The 17,774-nt window shown below is 64.5% G+C and carries 21 protein-coding genes; 9 read left to right on the top strand and 12 right to left on the bottom strand.

The window, feature by feature from the left end; translation table 11 throughout:
- Positions 1-5 precede the first annotated feature (5 nt).
- On the top strand, positions 6-1,151 hold the full coding sequence (locus ACXYN8_RS12370; RefSeq protein WP_458889762.1) for a CaiB/BaiF CoA transferase family protein: 1,146 nt from the start codon (positions 6-8) through the stop codon (positions 1,149-1,151).
- On the opposite strand, the gene ribB is transcribed toward ACXYN8_RS12370, so the two are convergent.
- The 4 genes from ribB to ACXYN8_RS12350 form a co-directional block, all read right to left on the bottom strand.
- Positions 1,148-2,443 carry a 3,4-dihydroxy-2-butanone-4-phosphate synthase gene (gene ribB / locus ACXYN8_RS12365; protein ID WP_458889761.1) on the bottom strand — a complete coding sequence of 432 codons (1,296 nt, stop codon included), beginning with the start codon at positions 2,441-2,443 and terminating at the stop codon, positions 1,148-1,150. The two genes, ACXYN8_RS12370 and ribB, sit on opposite strands and share 4 nt — an antisense overlap.
- Before the next feature lie 62 nt (positions 2,444-2,505).
- A complete protein-coding gene (locus tag ACXYN8_RS12360) occupies positions 2,506-2,916 on the bottom strand; it encodes a cytidine deaminase (RefSeq protein WP_458889760.1) in 411 nt (136 codons plus the stop codon).
- Positions 2,913-3,611 (bottom strand): glycoside hydrolase family 25 protein, encoded by a 699-nt coding sequence (locus ACXYN8_RS12355; RefSeq protein ID WP_458889759.1) that lies wholly within the window; start codon positions 3,609-3,611, stop codon positions 2,913-2,915. The genes ACXYN8_RS12360 and ACXYN8_RS12355 overlap by 4 nt, the downstream gene beginning before the upstream one ends.
- A gap of 1 nt (position 3,612) precedes the next feature.
- Positions 3,613-4,098, bottom strand: coding sequence for a UPF0262 family protein (locus tag ACXYN8_RS12350; protein ID WP_458889758.1), 486 nt, complete (start codon positions 4,096-4,098; stop codon positions 3,613-3,615).
- A gap of 133 nt (positions 4,099-4,231) precedes the next feature.
- Between ACXYN8_RS12350 and ACXYN8_RS12345 the strand changes: the two genes are divergently transcribed.
- Positions 4,232-5,743, top strand: a complete 1,512-nt coding sequence (locus tag ACXYN8_RS12345; protein WP_458889933.1) for a replicative DNA helicase — start codon at positions 4,232-4,234, stop codon at positions 5,741-5,743.
- Here ACXYN8_RS12345 and ACXYN8_RS12340 read toward each other — a convergent pair whose 3' ends face one another.
- Positions 5,744-6,967 carry a phospholipase D-like domain-containing protein gene (locus tag ACXYN8_RS12340; protein ID WP_458889757.1) on the bottom strand — a complete coding sequence of 408 codons (1,224 nt, stop codon included), beginning with the start codon at positions 6,965-6,967 and terminating at the stop codon, positions 5,744-5,746. It lies immediately after the preceding gene.
- A gap of 111 nt (positions 6,968-7,078) precedes the next feature.
- Here ACXYN8_RS12340 and rpoZ point away from each other — a divergent pair, with 111 nt between their 5' ends.
- Together rpoZ and ACXYN8_RS12330 are read left to right on the top strand one after the other, a co-directional pair.
- Positions 7,079-7,423 carry a DNA-directed RNA polymerase subunit omega gene (gene rpoZ, locus ACXYN8_RS12335; protein ID WP_458889756.1) on the top strand — a complete coding sequence of 115 codons (345 nt, stop codon included), beginning with the start codon at positions 7,079-7,081 and terminating at the stop codon, positions 7,421-7,423.
- A gap of 86 nt (positions 7,424-7,509) precedes the next feature.
- Positions 7,510-8,589, top strand: a complete 1,080-nt coding sequence (locus ACXYN8_RS12330; protein ID WP_458889755.1) for a DUF3667 domain-containing protein — start codon at positions 7,510-7,512, stop codon at positions 8,587-8,589.
- A 22-nt stretch (positions 8,590-8,611) separates the two neighbouring features.
- On the opposite strand, the gene ACXYN8_RS12325 is transcribed toward ACXYN8_RS12330, so the two are convergent.
- The 5 genes from ACXYN8_RS12325 to ACXYN8_RS12305 all read right to left on the bottom strand — a co-directional run bounded on the left by ACXYN8_RS12325 (position 8,612) and on the right by ACXYN8_RS12305 (position 13,147).
- Complete coding sequence (locus ACXYN8_RS12325) at positions 8,612-8,845, bottom strand: DUF3072 domain-containing protein (RefSeq protein ID WP_458889754.1); 234 nt, start codon at positions 8,843-8,845, stop codon at positions 8,612-8,614.
- Positions 8,846-8,893: 48 nt separating this feature from the next.
- On the bottom strand, positions 8,894-9,286 hold the full coding sequence (locus ACXYN8_RS12320) for a hypothetical protein (protein WP_458889753.1): 393 nt from the start codon (positions 9,284-9,286) through the stop codon (positions 8,894-8,896).
- 73 nt (positions 9,287-9,359) lie between these two features.
- Complete coding sequence (gene ftsH / locus ACXYN8_RS12315) at positions 9,360-11,330, bottom strand: ATP-dependent zinc metalloprotease FtsH (protein WP_458889752.1); 1,971 nt, start codon at positions 11,328-11,330, stop codon at positions 9,360-9,362.
- Between the two features lie 90 nt (positions 11,331-11,420).
- Positions 11,421-12,548, bottom strand: coding sequence for a M14 family metallopeptidase (locus ACXYN8_RS12310; protein ID WP_458889751.1), 1,128 nt, complete (start codon positions 12,546-12,548; stop codon positions 11,421-11,423).
- Complete coding sequence (locus ACXYN8_RS12305) at positions 12,545-13,147, bottom strand: DUF4136 domain-containing protein (RefSeq protein ID WP_458889750.1); 603 nt, start codon at positions 13,145-13,147, stop codon at positions 12,545-12,547. The genes ACXYN8_RS12310 and ACXYN8_RS12305 overlap by 4 nt, the downstream gene beginning before the upstream one ends.
- 102 nt (positions 13,148-13,249) lie before the next feature.
- On the opposite strand from ACXYN8_RS12305, the gene galE reads away from it, so the two are divergent.
- The 3 genes from galE to ACXYN8_RS12290 all read left to right on the top strand — a co-directional run bounded on the left by galE (position 13,250) and on the right by ACXYN8_RS12290 (position 15,197).
- Positions 13,250-14,275 (top strand): UDP-glucose 4-epimerase GalE, encoded by a 1,026-nt coding sequence (galE, locus tag ACXYN8_RS12300; protein ID WP_458889749.1) that lies wholly within the window; start codon positions 13,250-13,252, stop codon positions 14,273-14,275.
- A gap of 90 nt (positions 14,276-14,365) precedes the next feature.
- Positions 14,366-14,491, top strand: coding sequence for a type B 50S ribosomal protein L36 (ykgO, locus tag ACXYN8_RS12295; protein WP_011415100.1), 126 nt, complete (start codon positions 14,366-14,368; stop codon positions 14,489-14,491).
- A gap of 91 nt (positions 14,492-14,582) precedes the next feature.
- A complete protein-coding gene (locus ACXYN8_RS12290; RefSeq protein ID WP_458889748.1) occupies positions 14,583-15,197 on the top strand; it encodes an HAD family hydrolase in 615 nt (204 codons plus the stop codon).
- 89 nt (positions 15,198-15,286) lie between these two features.
- On the opposite strand, the gene ACXYN8_RS12285 is transcribed toward ACXYN8_RS12290, so the two are convergent.
- Entirely contained in the window at positions 15,287-15,634 is a 348-nt protein-coding gene (locus ACXYN8_RS12285) for a CC_3452 family protein (protein WP_458889747.1), read from the bottom strand.
- 165 nt (positions 15,635-15,799) lie between these two features.
- Here ACXYN8_RS12285 and ACXYN8_RS12280 point away from each other — a divergent pair, with 165 nt between their 5' ends.
- On the top strand, positions 15,800-16,324 hold the full coding sequence (locus tag ACXYN8_RS12280) for a winged helix-turn-helix transcriptional regulator (RefSeq protein WP_458889746.1): 525 nt from the start codon (positions 15,800-15,802) through the stop codon (positions 16,322-16,324).
- A gap of 51 nt (positions 16,325-16,375) precedes the next feature.
- Positions 16,376-16,663 carry a hypothetical protein gene (locus tag ACXYN8_RS12275; protein WP_458889745.1) on the top strand — a complete coding sequence of 96 codons (288 nt, stop codon included), beginning with the start codon at positions 16,376-16,378 and terminating at the stop codon, positions 16,661-16,663.
- On the opposite strand, the gene ACXYN8_RS12270 is transcribed toward ACXYN8_RS12275, so the two are convergent.
- On the bottom strand, positions 16,654-17,739 hold the full coding sequence (locus ACXYN8_RS12270) for a helix-turn-helix transcriptional regulator (RefSeq protein ID WP_458889949.1): 1,086 nt from the start codon (positions 17,737-17,739) through the stop codon (positions 16,654-16,656). The two genes, ACXYN8_RS12275 and ACXYN8_RS12270, sit on opposite strands and share 10 nt — an antisense overlap.
- Positions 17,740-17,774 lie beyond the last annotated feature (35 nt).

Below are 17,774 nucleotides of genomic sequence, written 5' to 3'. Positions count from 1 at the left end.
CGCCGATGCCGGGCCCGCTCCACGGACTGCGCATCGTAGAATTTGCCGGCATCGGGCCGGGGCCGTTCTGCGGCATGATGCTGGCCGATCACGGCGCGGAAGTCATCCGCATCGACCGTGCCAGCGGCACGCGCGGCGGATCGCAACCGATCACCACGAAGGACGTGCTGGCCCGCGGGCGCAAGTCCATAGCGCTCAACCTGAAGGACGAGGCTGGCGTGGCTCTGGCGCGCCGGATCTGCGCGACCGCCGATGGGCTGGTCGAGGGCTTTCGCCCCGGCGTGATGGAGCGGCTGGGTCTTGGCCCTGACGTCCTTCTCTCCGACAATCCGAAGCTCGTTTACGGCCGCATGACGGGCTGGGGCCAGACCGGCCCGTATGCTGCTTATGCCGGGCACGACATCAACTACATCGCACTGGCCGGTGCGCTGGCCCATTTCGGTCGCGCAGGCGGCAAACCGACGCCGCCGATCAACATGGTCGGAGATTTCGGCGGCGGCGGCATGATGCTCGCCTTCGGCATGGTCAGCGCCCTGCTGAACGTGGCGCGTGGCGGCGACGGGCAGGTGATCGACGCCGCCATGACCGACGGGACGGCGGTGTTGATGGGTATGCTGCACGGCATGAAGAACATGGGCGTCTGGTCGGAAGATCTTGGCGCCAACATGCTCGATACCGGCGCGCATTTCTACGACACCTACGAAACGGCGGACGGCAGGTTCGTCTCCATCGGTAGCATCGAGCCGCAATTCTATGCCGAGCTGCGCCAGCTGGTCGGGCTGGACGATACCGCCTTCGACGCTCAGCACGACCGCGGGCAGTGGGACACGCTGAAGGAGCGGCTGGCCGAAATCTTTCTGACGAAGACGCGGGCCGAATGGGACGCGCTGCTCGAACACACCGACGTCTGCTACGCACCCGTCCTGACCATGAGCGAGGCGGCGGAGCATCCCCACAATGTCGCGCGCGGCACATTCGTCAGCGTTGCCGGCGATACGCAACCAGCGCCTGCGCCGCGCTATTCCGGCACAACTACGGGCGCGCCTGCGCCTGCGCCGATGCCGGGCGCACAGACGGACGAAGTGCTGGCTTCGCTGGATTTGTCGGCAGACGAGATCGCCGCCCTGCGCGACAGCGGCGCGCTCGGTTAGTCGGCGAAGGGCCGTTCACCCACGATCGACAGGTCGTAACCTTCGAGCGCAACCAGCGACTGGTGCGAATTGGTGATCAGCATCATCTCGTGCACCCCGAGTTCGGCGAGGATCTGGGCGCCAAGACCGTAGTCGCGCAGCTCGTCCATATCGGGCTTGGGCACCTTGCCCGCCTTCATCTCGAGATAGCTGGTCCACTGGGCGGAACGCGCGCGGTTGAGAATTACGATGACGCCCGCGCCTTCTTCCGCGATCATCCGCATCGAGGTTTCGAGCACGCCGGAGCGCGGATCGTCCGCGCCCAGGCAGTCGTTGAACAGGTCGAGAGTGTGCATCCGCACCAGGGTCGGCTTGCCCGGATCGACATGACCCAGCGTCAGCGCCATCGTTTCCTCGCCGGTCGCATTGTTGAGGAAGCTGCGCACGGTCCATTCGCCCGCGTGGCGAGTCTTCAGGCGGGTTTGCGCCGCCTCCACGACCAGCCGGTCGTGCTTGCGGCGATAGGCGATCAGGTCACGGATCGTGCCGATCTTCATGTTGTGCTGCCGCGCGAAACCAACGAGATCGTCGAGCCGGGCCATCGTGCCGTCGTCGTTCATGATCTCGCAGATCACGCCCGAAGGGTTGAGACCGGCGAGGCGCGATATGTCGACCGAGGCTTCCGTATGCCCGGCGCGGATCAGCACGCCGCCTTCGCGCGCGACCAGCGGGAAGACGTGGCCCGGCGTCACGAGATCGCCTGCACCCTTGCTCGAGTCCACGGCCACGCTGACGGTGCGCGCACGGTCGGCGGCGGAGATGCCGGTGGTCACGCCTTCGCGTGCCTCGATGGAGGTGGTGAACGCGGTTTCGTGGCGCGTGCGATTGTTGCGGCTCATGAGCTCGAGACCGAGCGTTTCGACCCGCGACTTGGTGAGCGTGAGGCAGATCAGCCCGCGCCCGTGGGTCGCCATGAAATTGATTGCGGCAGGGGTCGCCATCTGCGCTGGGATGATGAGATCGCCTTCGTTCTCGCGGTCCTCGTCATCGACAAGGATGTACATCCGGCCATTGCGCGCTTCCTCGATGATCTCCTCGATCCCGACGATCACGGGCTGGTCGTCGCTGTCTGACAGGAACCGTTCGATCTTCGCAAGCGTGTCGCTGGTCGGGTTCCAGCCATCCTCGGTGCAGTCGCGCAGCGTGTTGGCGTGGAGGCCGGCAGCACGGGCAAGGGCAGAGCGGGACATGGTGCCGTCAGCCACGAGCTGGCGAACCTTTGCAATCGTCGAGTCGGCAGTGAGTGCGTTCATGGAGCGCGAGCTATCACCGCGATGTGACGTTCGCAACCGGCAATGCACACTGAAATGTGATTTCAGCCGAGGGCGTCGGGTCCGAAAGCTTCCGGCAGCAAGTCCGACAGGCGCAGATCGCGCACTTCGTCCGGTCCGACACAGTGAACGACGGGGTCCGTCCCGCCGAGCGCCGCCAATTCGTACAGCACCTGTCGGCATCGCCCGCATGGCGTGATCGTACCTTCGCCCGACCCGGTAACGGCCACCGCGACCAGCCCCCCGCGCCGCCCCGCCGCCATGGCGCTGCCGACTGCCACGGTTTCCGCGCACAGCGTCATCCCGTAACTTGCATTCTCGACATTGCAGCCGGTCACCACCGCGCCATCGTCGAACAGCAATGCGGCGCCGACATGAAAGCGCGAATAGGGGGCATAGGCCTGCGCCTGCGCCGCGCGGGCCGCTGCTATCAGCTCGTCGCGCGACACGCTCATGGCTGCACCACCAGCCAGCGCAGCGCATGGTCGCTCGCCTCGCTGCGCAGGCGGGAATTGGCGGTCCAGATTGCCCAAGGGCGCTTGGCATAGGTCGGGGCGAAGCGGTCCTGCGATACCCACAGGTTGCGCCCCATGCGCGCGGCGACATGGTGCTGCGCCTCGAAGCTGCGAGAGAGTTTGAGCACGGCGGGTTTGCCGACGTGCATTTCCACCTGGTTGAGAAAGGTCATGAGTTCGCTCTCCACTGCCGCTTCGCTGACGTTGCCCTCGCACGCCTCGCCGCCCTGGTCGAGTTCGATCGCGGGCGGCAGCAGGCTTGCGTCGCGCGGCACCACGGTGACGAAATTGGCCGCCTGCGTCTCCGCCGGGGCGCAGGGATCGAAGCGATGCACTGCGCCCACCTGCAACCCGGCTGCCTTGGCGGCGGCGAGGTTGCGGGTGAATTGCGTGTCCTGCCGCCGCGCCCCGTCGCTTGCCTCGAGATAGGCAAATTCCCCGCCGGTCGCACGGACCTGATTGAAGTTCATCAGCCCGTCCTGCTCACCGGCGAGCACACCTTGCAGCGGATACTGGTCGCGCGGGGGGATCCAGTGGGTAACGTGCCACCACGCCCAGCCGCCTGCGACCAGGGCCGCCAGCAGCAGGAATCCGAAGACATAGCGCACCCAGCGCGGTTTGCTCTTGCGCCCCATCTCAGCCCTTGATGTGGAGCACGCAGATCAGGGTGAACAGCCGCCGCGCGGTGGGGAAATCGGTTTCCACCTTCCCCTCCAGCCGTTCGAGCAGCAGCTCCGCCGCATGGTCGTGGACCCCGCGCCGCGCCATGTCGATCGTCTCGATCTCCGACGCGGTCGCCTTGCGGATCGCCTGGTAATAGGAATCGCAGATCGCGAAATATTCGCGGATCGGGCGGCGGAATCGTGCGAGGCCGAGGATGATCGTTTCCACCGGATCGCCGCCCTTTTCGGCTGCGATCTGCAGCATCAGCCGCCCGTCGGGGACCGAGAGCTTCAGGTGCCAGGGACCGTCCATGCCCTTGTCCGCCGGGCGTACCGGGCGAAAGACGTTATCCTCGATCAGGTCGAAGATCGCCACGCGCCGTTCCTGCTCGATATCGGCGTTGCGCCATATGATGGTCGCCTCGTCGAGTTCGATATGGGCGATGCGATGATCGGGCATGGCGCCGCTTTCGCAAGCCGCGCCGCATAAGCCAAGGGCTTTCCCACAGACCTGTCCGCGGCTTCGCGGATTTCGGCCCTTGCCCCGCGTCGCCGCGCCCACCATTGTGCGGCCCGTGTCCGATACAGATGTCATGATCCGCCCCGGCGAGAGCGCCGCGGCCAGCGCCGGCGATTCGCCCGCAGGCCGCGCCCTGCCCGCCAATCTCGATGCGGAAGCGGCCTTCCTCGGCGCGGTTCTGATCGACAATCGGGTGCTGGAGGAACTCACCACCCCGATTCGCAGCGACCACTTCTTCGAACCCCTGCACCAGCGGATCTTCGAACGCATCGTCACCCTGATCGATCGCGGCGCGATCGTGACGCCGGTAACGCTAAAGCCCTATTTCGAAGCGGACGAGGCGCTGAAGCAGGTCGGCGGGACGTCCTATCTAGCGCAGTTGACCGCCGACGGGCAGGGTCTGCTCGCCCCGCGCGAACTGTCGCAGCAGATCTACGACCTCGCCCTTCTGCGCGAACTGGTCAGCGTCGGGCGCGGACTGGTGGAAGGCGCGCTCGACACCAGCGTGGACGTGGCGCCGATGGATCAGGTGGCGCGGGCCGAGGCGGACCTGTTCCGCGTTGCCGAGGGCGCCTCCACCGGAAGCGAGGCCTCCAGCTTCCGCGACGCCTCGCTCGCCGCGATCAAGATGGCCGAAGCCGCGATGAATTCGGGCGGCGGGCTGTCGGGCAAGACGACCGGACTCGATTCGATCGACCACAAGACCGCGGGCCTGCACAATTCGGACCTCATCATCCTTGCCGGGCGTCCGGGCATGGGCAAGACCTCGCTCGCCACCAACATCGCCTTCAATTGCGCCGAAAAACATCTCGAATGGCAGCGGGACGGGGGCGAGTTCAATTACGGCGCGCCGGTCGCCTTCTTCAGCCTCGAAATGAGCGCCGATCAGCTCGCTACCCGCGTGCTGGCCGAACAGGCGGAAATTTCGTCCGAGTCACTGCGTAGCGGCAAACTCAGTCGGGAAGATTTCCAGAAGCTGTCCTACGCCAGCCAGCGGCTGGCCGAGCTGCCGCTTTATATCGACGACACGCCGGCGCTTTCCATAGCCGGCCTGCGGACGCGCGCGCGGCGGATGAAGCGGCGGCACGACATCGGGCTGATCGTGGTCGACTATCTGCAGCTGTTGCAAGGTTCGGGCCGCGCCAACGACAACCGCGTGAACGAGATTTCGGAAATCAGCCGCGGGCTCAAGACGCTAGCGAAGGAACTCGCCGTTCCGGTGATCGCGCTTTCGCAGCTCAGCCGCGCGGTCGAACAGCGCGATGACAAGCGCCCCATGCTTTCCGACCTGCGCGAATCGGGCAGTATCGAGCAGGATGCCGACATGGTGTGGTTCATCTTCCGAGCCGACTATTACCACGAGGCGATTCGCCCCGAGATGCCGACCGAAACCTCATCTCCGGACCTTCAGGAGAAATATCGCATCTGGGAAGAACGCTATCTGGAACTGCGCAACAAGGCGACGCTGATCGTCGCCAAGCAGCGCCATGGTTCCACCGGCAATGTCCCGCTGCATTTCCAGGCGGAAATCACCAAGTTCACCTCGCCCAACTTCAAGGACTACTCGGACTACGGTTACGAGTGATCAGAGGCCGAGGTTGAGCCTGCGGCTGACGGTATAGTCGACCACCGACACGAGGAACCACGACAGGTTCCAGCGGATACGGTTCAACAGCGTCGCCTGGCTGCGATGGTATTCGCGCGTGATTCGCTTCGATGCGGGCAGGTGCAGGGCGATGAATTCGCGCATCCGTTCCGCCAGCGCGGCATCCTCGATCCGCAGCATCAGCTCCAGGTTGATGTACAAGCTTCGCATGTCGAAATTGGCGCTGCCGACATAGACTGCGTCGTCCACGACGATCAGCTTCATGTGCAGCTTGCACGGCTCGAATTCGTAGAGTTCCGCACCCTTGCGAAGCAGGTAGTTGTAGAGTGAGCGGGTGGCGCCGAGCGTAGCGTTGTTGTCGGACTTGCCCGCCATGATCAGCCGCGCCTCGCCCTTTTCCGCGATGCGTCCGATGCGGCGGGTGAGCCTGCGCGAGGGCGAGAAATAGGCCATGACCATGTCGAGCCGCCTGCCCTCGACCAGATCCTTGCTCACGCAGCGCGCCCAGCTCGACAGCCCGCGCGTCGGGCCGCCGATCAGCAGCTGCACACGGCCATCGCCCGGATCCCATTCGCGCACGCGGCGCCGGATGTCGCGAAACTGTGCCTTGGGGTGTGCGGCCCATTCCTCCAGTTCGTCGTACCATTCGCCGAGCCGGTCGACCGCTTCCCCCTGAATGACGAGGCCCAGGTCGTGCCAACCATTGTCCTGCGGCGCGGCGAAGTAGCTATCCTCGACGTTGAAACCACCGATCATCGCGCGCTTGCCATCGACCAGCACGATCTTCTGGTGGTTGCGGATCAGGTAGCGGCGGCTCCACTTGGCGCTGAAGACGCAGTAATGCGCCCCCGCGTCGCGCAACCGAGAGAAAAAGGCCTCGTCCGCATCGGCGCCGAAACCGTCGACGATCAGGTGAACGTCCACCCCACGCTCCGCTGCGGCGACCAGCGCATCGCGAACGCGCCTGCCGGTATCGTCGTCGCTGAAGATGTAGAAGCACATCCGGATGCGAATGGTGGCATTCTCCAGCAGATCGCACAGCGTTTTCAGCCGGTCGCGGCCAGAGGGGAGAAAGCGCAGTTGCTGGCCCTGAGCGGCGATCTCGAACGGCGCGGCGTCGTGAAAGCCCGTGCTCCCGGAATGTTGTTCGCAAGGGTCTGCGGCCTTGGCCGCCGGGGCCGGCGCGGGGGGTGTGCTCTCCATCGCGAACCGGCTTAGACCGCCCGCCTCGCCCGCGCAAATCCTTGACTCTCGCGGGGGCGCGGCCTAGTTGCCCGTCCTTTCCGACAACCTTTTTGCCTATCGGAGTGCCCTATGGCGCGCGTTACCGTCGAAGATTGCGTCGACAAAGTCCCGAACCGTTTCGATCTCGTCCTGCTTGCCGCACAGCGTGCGCGCGAGATTTCCGGCGGTGCCGAGCTGACGATCGACCGCGATCGCGACAAGAACCCGGTCGTGGCCCTGCGCGAGATCGCCGAACAGACGATCAAGCCGGACGAGGTCAAGGAAACGCTGGTCCAGTCGCTTCAGACCGTCCTGCCTGACGACGATGACGAAGAAGACGAAATCGGCTCGCTCAGCCAGTCGGCCGAAGCGCTTCGCATCACGGCGGCCGCTCCGGCCCGTTCGACCTCGATCGGGGCCGACTACGACGGCTGATTCTCCGGGGCACGCGCTGCTCCGTTGCTGAAAAACATGGCTTCCTGATGCCTCGTCTCGCCGTTAAAGCGGCGGGCGGAGGGCTCATGACCGATATTACCGATGCATTCGGAACGGCGACCGAAGGCGGTCTCATCGCGCGTGCGATCGAGCAAGAGGGCAACCCCGGCGCCGCGGCTGTGACGGACACGGGGCACTTCGCCGAAGGCCGGTGCCTCAACTGCGGAACCGAACTGGTCGGCAGCCACTGCCACGCCTGCGGCCAGGAGGCGCACCTCCATCGTACGCTCGGCGCGTTCCTGCACGACCTGCTGCACGGCGTATTGCATTTCGAAGGCAAGATATGGACCACGCTGCCCATGCTGGTGCGGCGTCCGGGCGAACTGACCCGCCGCTATATCGATGGGGAGCGCAGGAAGTTCGTTTCACCCATGGCGCTTTTCCTGTTCGGCGTCTTCCTGATGTTCGCCGTGTTCCAGCTCGTCGGCCTGACCGCACCGGTCGATATCGAACCGTCCAGCACCATGGTGCGCGAAAACTTCGAGCGCACCGTCGAGCAGGCGGAGAGCGATCGCGATACGATTGCGGCAGAGCTCTCAGCGATGCCCGCCGACGATCCTGGCCGGGCGGCAAAGGCGGACGATCTGGCCGCAGCGAACGAAGCGGTGGACGGGCTCCATAAGGCTCAGGATTTGGGTCTCGGAAATTCGGGTTTCACGGCCGCGACTGGCGAGGCCCAGAGCTTCATCGGCAAGCTGGCGAAGAAATGGGACGAGAACCCCAGCCTGATGCTCTACAAATTGCAGGCCAATTCCTACAAGTTCAGCTGGCTGCTGATCCCGCTGTCGATCCCCTTCGTCTGGGTCCTGTTCGCGTGGCGGCGCCGCTTCAAGGCTTACGATCACGCGATTTTCGTGACCTATTCGCTCAGTTTCATGACGCTGCTGTTCATCACAGCGTCGCTGCTTACCGCGGTACCGGGGCTATGGTGGGTTGCGCTGACGCTGATGGTGCTCGTGCCGCCGGTCCACATCTACAAGCAGTTGCGGGGCGCGTACTCGCTGTCGCGCCCCTCCGCCTTCTGGCGGCTGTGCGCCCTTTCGATCTTCATCTGGATCGTCGTGACGCTGTTCCTGCAGATCCTGCTGATGCTCGGCGCGGTCTAGCTGCCGACACGGGGCGGGCGACCTACTGGCCGCGACCGGTCGCTTGCTGCAGCGCGTCGATCCGCTTCGAGGCTTCGGCCTTGGTCAGCGTCTCGTCATAGGCTTCGCTCTGGTGCGCTTCCTCGCTCAGCGTCTTGAGGTAACTTGCCTGCGCGCCGGTCATCTTTTCATCGCCGGTCGTCCAGTCGTCTGGGTCCTTCTCCGCATTCGTGACGGGTTCGGACTTCGGGGCATGGGTCGGGGTCGTGCTGCTCATCGGGTAACTCCTTTCCCGATCAACGGCCATGTTCCTGCAATGTTCCTGTCAGTTGCAAGGATATTCGCGGATCAGCGCGGCGCGCCATGCCGCGGTCAATGTCGCCTTGCGGCGCTGCGCCTCGGGCACACGACCTAGCATCGCAATGACCTGGTCGGCATCCATGCCCTTCTTCCTCTCAGCCGCGGACACGCAATAGACAGGCGTGCCTTTCTTCGTCGCAGCCTCGTTCTCGGCTTTCACGACAGTCGCCGCTGCCTTGAGCTGGGCCATGCGCGGGCGGGTGCGCTTGTCGAAAAGGGCTTTCATGCCTTTCGACTGAAGCTCTTTCGCATCGAGGTAGAATTCCTGCGCGTTCACATCGCCCGGACCTGCCATGGCCGTTGCCGGTATTGCGCCGACTGTCGCCGCCGCTGCCGATGCCAAGAGATATGCACGCATAACAAAAGCCCCCTCCGTTGCCGAAGGGGGCTTTGTTCGATTTCTGAGATGAACCGAAGATTAGCTGGGCAGATCAGCCCGGCTGCGGCGAGGCATCGCCGCTCGGCTTGCCGCCGGAGAAACGCTTGCCAGCCTTGGGGATTGCGGAACCGACCACCGGGCGAAGCGCCGGGCCGCTCGGCTGGTCGGGCCGTTCGATCGTGCCGTTGTCCAGCAGGTGAGTGATTTCCTCACCGGTCAGCGTCTCGTACTCGAGTAGGGCCTGCGCGAGCAGGTGGAGCTTGTCCTCCTGTTCGGTCAGCACTTCGGTCGCGCGTTTCAGGCCCGATTCGACCAGTTCCTTGATCTCGGCGTCGATCAGCTTGTTCGTCTCGGCCCCGGCCATGGTGCGCTGGGTCTGACCCATGCCGAGATAGCCTTCCTGGCTCGATTCGTACTGCAACGGTCCGAGCTTGTCGGACATGCCCCACTTGGTGACCATGTTCCGGGCGAGGTCGGTGGCATACTGGATGTCGCCGCTCGCGCCGCTCGAAACCTTGTTGTGACCAAAGATGATTTCCTCGGCCACGCGGCCGCCCATGGCGACAGCGAGGTTCGCGTGCATCTTGTCGCGGTGGTACGAGTAGTTGTCGCGTTCCGGCAGGCGCATGACCATGCCCAGCGCGCGGCCACGCGGAATGATCGTTGCCTTGTGGATCGGGTCCGACGCCGGTTCGTTCACGCTGACCAGCGCATGGCCGGCTTCGTGATAGGCGGTCATCTTCTTCTCGTCGTCGGTCATGACCATGGAGCGACGTTCGGCGCCCATCATGACCTTGTCCTTGGCGTCCTCGAATTCCTGCATCGCGACGAGGCGCTTGTTGCGGCGCGCGGCCAGCAGCGCCGCCTCGTTGACGAGGTTGGCGAGATCCGCCCCGGAGAAGCCGGGCGTGCCGCGGGCGATGGTGCGGCTGTTGACGTCGGGCGCCAGCGGCACCTTCTTCATGTGCACTTCGAGGATACGCTCACGCCCGTCGATGTCGGGCACCGGCACCACGACCTGGCGGTCGAAGCGTCCCGGCCGCAGCAGTGCCGGGTCGAGCACGTCGGGCCGGTTGGTGGCGGCGACGATGATGATACCTTCGTTCGCTTCGAACCCGTCCATCTCGACCAGCAACTGGTTGAGCGTTTGTTCGCGCTCGTCGTTGGAGTTGCCGAGGCCATGGCCACGCGAGCGGCCGACCGCGTCGATTTCGTCGATGAAGACGATGCAGGGCGCGTTCTTCTTCGCCTGTTCGAACATGTCGCGCACGCGGCTTGCGCCGACGCCGACGAACATCTCGACGAAGTCGGAGCCGGAGATGGTGAAGAACGGCACGCCCGCCTCACCCGCGATCGCACGGGCGAGCAGCGTCTTGCCGGTACCGGGCGAGCCGACCAGGAGCGCGCCCTTGGGTATCTGACCGCCGAGCTTCGAAAAGCGCTGCGGGTCCTTGAGGAATTCCACGACTTCCTCCAGCTCCTCGCGCGCTTCGTCGATGCCTGCGACGTCGGCAAAGGTGACGCGGCCCGATTTCTCGGTCAGCATCTTGGCCTTGGACTTGCCGAAGCCCATCGCGCCGCCTGCGCCGCCGCCCTTCTGCACCTGTCGCAGCGCGAAGAACGCAATGCCGAGGATAAGGATGAACGGCAGGGTCTGGACGAGGATGTAGAGCAGCACATTGCCCTGTTCCGTCGGCGCGCCCGAGAACTTGACGCCGTTCTCTTCCAGCAGTCCGGGCAGGCTGGTGTCGCCCGGAACCGGCGTGGTGGCGAAGGTCTTGTCATTGGTGAAGGTGCCGGTGATCCGGTCTTCCGCGATCTGCACTTCGCTGATCGACCCGCTGGCGACCTGCGCGCGGAAATCGGAATAGGGAATCTCGGTCGAGGCTTGCTGCCCCGTGTTGCCGACCAGCGACACCACCAGCAGCAGCGCGAGGAAGATGCCGCCCCACACCATCAGGCTCTTGAGCCAGGGCTGCGGTCCGCCGTTTTCTGGACCTTGCGGCTGATCGTCGTCGTTCATCGGGAATCCCATCCTTTCAACACGAGCAATGTAGGCACGACCGGGTGAATGGCAAGATAACGCCGGACCGCGCCTGCCCCGACATTGGTCCTAGTTGTCGTCGAGCCATTCCAGCAGGCTGGCGAGGCAATCGCGCGCCAGCATCTTGCTGCGTTCCGGGCTCCAGCCCTGTTCGGCGTCGGGCCAGTCGTCATTGTCCTTGAACGGCATTTCCAGCGTCATCGAACAGGCCCCGAACCGCTCTGCCAGCTGGTTGGTGCTCATCGAGAGGTTGGCCGTACCCGGCTTCGACACGGGATAGCCCTTCGCGGTCTGGAAGTCGGGCGTGCGCCGTTCCAAGATCGCCTTGTAGCGGTTGAATTGCTGGCCCAGTTCGTCGGTCCAGGACGGAATGCCCTCGAAACCGGCGAGGAAGACGGCGGCAATGGCTTCGTCGCCATGCACGTCGATCGCGAAATCGACGCCGGTTTCGTCCATCGCATTGCGGATCGCGAGGACTTCAGGCGACTCTTCCGCCGTCGGCGTGTGCCATTCTCGGTTGAGGTTGACGCCCTTTGCATTGGTTCGCAAATGGCCCCTGCGCGAACCATCGGGGTTGCAATTCGGTACGATGTGGAAGGTGCATTTGCTCCGCAGCGCGCGGGCGAGGGCGTCGGCAGGATCGGTCAGGCATTCCAGCGCGCCTTCCATCCACCATTCCGCCATCGATTCGCCGGGATGCTGGCGGGCGTAGAGCCACACGCTCGTCTCGCCGGTGCCCATCGTCAGGCAGTCGAGCGGTTGGCCGTCCAGCGTTTCGCCGAGCGAGCGGTAGGAGACGCCTTCGCAGGCGGCAGCTTCGGCGACGAGGTCGTGATGACGCTCCATCGAATAGGGCGCGAAGTAGGCGAACCACGCGATGTCGCTTGCGGGTGTGTAACGGATGGTCAGCTTGCCGGCGCTCTTGTCGTAAGTGCTTTCCGCCCGGGCCCAGTATTCGCGGTCTTCGGATACGCAGGCGCGGTAATCGGGCCAGCCTGCTGGATAAGCGCTGTCGGCCAGCCCTTCGATCACCAGCTCCAGCTCGCGACCCGCCGCGCCCGAAACGCGGAAGTGGAACCATTGCTTGAAGTCGGACTGGTGGTCCTTGCGAATGGCGAGGCGCGCGCTGGCACCGTCGATGGAAAGAACGTCGATATTGCCGCTGTCGAAGGCGGCGTTCACCTGGATGTCTGTCATTCGACGGAGATAGTCTCTCCGTTCTCTCCCGGCCAGTCTTCAAACAGAGCATCCGCCAGCCGGGCGGCATTTGCGCGGGGATCGGCAAGCTCGCCATCGGCGCGCGTCGCGAAGCTGGAGCGACCCTCCCACAAGGCCGAACGGGTGGCGCGGTCGCGAATCGTCACGCCCAGTTCGCTGCTGAGAATTTCCGGCGGCGGACCAGACAGATCGATGCCGAGGCCAAGGCCCACGCCCGAACCGTAGGTGCCGGTCGATCCGCCGACGCCGACGCTTACCGGCCCGCGATCCCGGCCAGCGCGCTCGGTAAAGCTTTCCAGCCGGACTTCGGCGACCTGCGCGCTGGTGGCGTTGCTCGTCACCGTATAGCCGAGCTGCGCGAGTTCCGCCGCCACCGCATCGCGATAAGCCGCGAACAGCAGGCTGTCGCCTTCTCCGCCGGGGGCGGCCACGACCGCGATCGTTCCACTGCCGATCGGCGCACCGGCGGGGTCTACGAAGCGGGTCACCTGCACCGGCGTGGTGTATTGCGAGGACGAGGCGCAGGCGGCAAGGCTGGTGCCCGCGGCGCATAGAAGGAAAAGGGCGGATTTCATCATGACGGAATGCTCTCTATTTTCAGCAATTTGCGCGGATGCTACGCTTGGCCGATTGCATGAGCTATTAACCGTTTGTCTGCCGCTGCGTTCCGGGGAAGCTGTATGAGCGAATTGACCAGAAATCCCGTGTTGGTGACCGGGGGGGCGGGCTACATCGGCAGCCATGCGGTTCTGGCCCTGCGCGACGCAGGCTGGCCGGTCGCCGTGATCGACAATCTGGTCACCGGGTTCCGCTTCGCCGTGCCGGACGATGTGCCCTTCTACGAAGGCGACATCGCCGACGATGCGCTTCTCGCGCGGATCGTTGCCGAGCAGGGCATCGGTGCGATCATGCACTTCGCGGGATCGGTGGTGGTGCCCGATTCGGTGGCCGACCCGCTCGCATATTACGAGAACAACACGGTCCGCAGCCGGGCGCTGATCGCTTCCGCCGTGCGCGGCGGAGTGAAGCACTTCATCTTTTCCTCGACCGCTGCGACCTACGGCGTGCCGCAGGTAGAGCGCGTGGCCGAGGATACGCCGACCGTGCCGATCAATCCCTATGGCTGGTCGAAACTGATGACCGAGCGGATGCTGGCGGATACCGCCCATGCGCACGATCTCAATTACGGGGTGCTGCGCTACTTCAACGTGGCGGGGGCCGATCCGCAGGGACGCACCGGCCAGTCGACTGCCGGCGCGACGCATCTGATCAAGGTCGCGGTCGAGGCCGCGCTGGGCAAGCGCGAAGGCGTCAGCGTCTTCGGCACCGATTACGATACGCCGGATGGCACCGGCGTTCGCGATTACATCCACGTCAGCGACCTTGCCGCCGCTCATGTCCTGTTGCTGGAGCGGCTGATCGAAACTCCCGCCGAATCGCTCACCATGAACTGCGGTTACGGACGTGGCTTTTCGGTCATGGAAGTGCTCGACGCCGTGGACCGCGCGACCAATGCGCCCATCCGGCGCGCGCTGGCCCCGCGCCGAGCGGGCGATCCGGGCGCGCTGGTGTCCGACAATGCGCGCATCCTCGCGACGCTCGACTGGCGGCCGCAGCACGATGATCTCGACACGATCGTCGCCCATGCGCTTTCGTGGGAGCGGAAGCTCGCAGAATTGCGCGCCGACGGGGCGGGTTTGCCTTGACTTGGTCGGAGGCGCCGCCTAACCGCGCCGCTTGAATTTCCAGCACCGCTGACCATCTGTCACCGTGCCCGATTACTTGGAAGAGATACGATGAAAGTCCGTAACAGCCTCAAGTCGCTGAAGAACCGCCACCGCGATTGCCGCGTCATTCGCCGCCGTGGTCGTACTTACGTGATCAACAAGACCAACCGTCGTTTCAAGGCGCGTCAGGGCTGATGATCCACCTTTCCGCGATTCGTCGCGGAGACCGGACGAAGCGAAGCCTCCGCCAGTGCGGGGGCTTTTTGCTTGTCTGGAGAAGACAGCGATGAACTCCGTCAAGGCGATCGTGTTCGACATCGGCCGGGTGCTGATCGAATGGGACCTGCGGCTGCTTTTCGCCAAGCTGATCGACGATCCTGCGGAACTGGACTGGTTCCTCGCCAACGTGGTGACGCCCGAATGGCATTTCCGCCACGACGCGGGCGTTCCGCTGGACATCATGGTGCCCGAACGTCAGCGCGAATTTCCAGAACACGCGGCCCTGATCGAGGCCTATCGCCAGCGCTTCCTCGAGACGATTCCCGGCCCGGTGCCCGGCACTGCGGCGCTGGTCGAACGGTTGAAGTCCTGCGGGCACGAACTGTTCGCTCTCACGAATTTCGGCAGCGAGTTCTGGCGGCAATTCCGCCCCACCGCGCCGGTGCTCGACCACTTCCTCGACATCGTCGTTTCCGGAGACGAACAGCTCGCCAAGCCGGACCCCGAAATCTACGCGCTCGCGGAACGGCGCTTCGGATTTGTCGGGCAGGATGTGCTCTTCATCGACGACAACGACGCCAACATCGCGTCGGCCCGCGGATACGGCTGGCAGGTGCATCACTTCCGCGATGCCGCCACGCTGGAAGCGGATCTCGACGCACGCGGCCTGCTCTCCGCATAGCAAAGACCCCCTGCCGCTCGGCGCGGCAGAGGGTCTCCGGCAAAGGTCATGCGGCGTGAAGAGGGACGCCGCCTGACGAAACTGTCAACTCAGCGGGCGGCGGCGTTGCACTTTGCCAGTGCCTTGTCGTCCAGCGCTTCACCCTGCACGGCAAAGCTTTCCACCGCGCCGTGTCGCTTGGCGAGCCGCGCGCAGGTCTTCACAGCGCTGGAGCTGCCCTTCAGCCCTGAGCAATCGGTGCCCTTGCATTGCCAGTACGTGTCCGCCAGCGCGCCGCTGTAACCATCGGTGACGGGCTGCTGCAGCCGGGCGCTGTAATGTGCGCCGGCTGCCTGGGCTTCGACAGGGGCGGTGAGCGCGCCGAAACCGGCGACGGTGTAAAGGGCAGCGCCGACGAACAAGGCGAGCTTGCCGGAGGTGGGGAGAGGGAGAATCATCACACGATACCTTTCGCAGTCGAGGGTAAGGGTTTTCAATCGAAACCAGTTGCAATTCCGCACCTATATAATTAGGTTTTGAGTTGCAACCAAAAACTGGAAATTTTTTGAGATTGCCGCGTTTTAAGGTAATCAGGTCCGCGATGGGTCGGAGAAGGATAGCGAATGGGTGAGATCAGAGAGCCTCTGCGAGACCTGGCCTGTGGTCTGCCGGGTGCCCTCGAGGTCATGGGCGAACGCTGGAGCTTCATGATTCTGCGTGCGAGCTTCAACGGCCTGCATCACTTCGAGGAATTTCTGAGCGAGCTTGGCATAGCGCGCAACATCCTCGCCAACCGGCTCGCCAAGCTGGTCGAGCATGGCATTCTCGAACGCCAGCCCTGCCCGGAAGACCGTCGCAAGGTGGAATATCGCCTTACCGAGAAGGGCTTCGACCTGCTGCCCGCGATGATTGCACTGCGCCAATGGGGTCAGAAATACGGTGCCGAGGTGATCGAGAACCCTGTGCTCGTGGACGAGCAGGACCGATTGCCGATCGGCCCGGTTTCAATCCTCTCGCACGATGGCCGTATCCTCAATCACCACGACCTCAACCTCGTCGATCGCAACACTGTCGGCCAACGTCCCGACGGTACGCAATGCTGTGCCGCGGACAGCGCTCCATTGCAGCGCGTCGTCGGTCTGGACTGATCGCTGAGCAAAACAGAAGCTCCGCTCCACACGCCGGACGGACGCTATATCGTGGTGCGCGGCCGGTTGTGGCGCGCGAGCAACCCCGACCTCACCGAGAGCGAGCGCCAGACCCACGTGAGCCGCCTCATGGACGCGCGCCGCGCGGTGCGCGATGCGAAGCGTTCCGGGGATGCCGCTGCCATGCGCGAGGCGCGGGCAGGCGTTCAGTCCGCAAAGGAAGCCTTGGGCGAACGCGGCCCCGTCTGGTGGCGTGACGGCGCGCCCGACGAAAACCGCAAGCTGGCGAAAAACTCGACGTATGCAGCGTGGTGGAGTGCGATGACGCCTCAGGAATAGCTGTGCAACAGACGCATCAGCGCAAGGCGCGACGATACTGCCGTCTTTGCGAAAACCGCGCGCGCATGGCTGCGGACCGTTTCGTAGCCCACGCCCAATCGTTCGGCGATGACGGGCAAATCATCCGCGGTCCCCGCCAGTAGCACCGCCACCTCCGCCTCGCGCGGAGTGAGGCCGAACAGCGGGGCGAGCATATTCGCTTGCGGCAGGGCCGTGACGCTTGCCCCCGCGATGGTGACGACACAGGCGAACGCACCGCTGTCTTCGTTCAGCGCGATCAGCGGCAACGGCTCCAGCCGCAGAAGCAGCGGCGCGCCCGATTCGCGCGGAATGGCCAGCCACGATCCGGCACGACTGCTGGCCTGCGGATGGCACGCGCGACGAACCTGGCGGGCCAATTCCTGTTGCAGCGTTGCATTACCGACGCGCAGCCGGTTGCCCACGGCCCTAAGGCTGTCACCTGCCGCAACCACCGCTTCCGCCGCCGGGCTCATTTCCCGTATGCGGCACTTCGCGTCGACGACCAGCACGGGCTGATGCGCACCGGCAATGCGCGGGCGGTCGTGCGCGATGCGTGCTGCCCGTTCGAGATGGCTGTAGACGGTGGAAAGCATTTCCGACTGCGTATCGTCGAGTGCGCCTTGCTCGGCCGTGGAATGAAGCGCGAGTGCCAGTGAAAGGCTGCCGCCCGTTTCCTGTTGCAGACTGTGGTAATCGCCGCTGCCGAAATCATGGCGGATAAAGTCGCGCCACAACTGCGGCTCGTTGGTGAAAGCCGTATCGGTGTCGGCAAATCGGAACCGGCCGTCAGCCGATCGGGCGCCAGCCCAGCCCGGATCGAACGGCACCAGCTCGTTGCGATAGAGTTCCAGAGCATCGTCCATGCGCGAGGTTTCCGGCCCCGCCACCGAGCTGGCGACGAGGCTGTGCGAACTCTTGTCCGTAATGGCGAGGAAGATCGCATGGCCGCCGGAAAGATCGCGAAACCCGCGCATCGCCGATTCCCAGCGCGCAGGCTCCAGCACGCCTTCGTAGATATCGCCGATGATCTGGGCCAGCGGGTCGCCGGTCGTCATGATTTACCCCCGAAACGGATCAGCTTGATCCGGAA

Source organism: Altererythrobacter sp. CAU 1778 (genome assembly GCF_054482795.1).
This window is presented reverse-complemented; position numbering and strand designations above follow the sequence as displayed.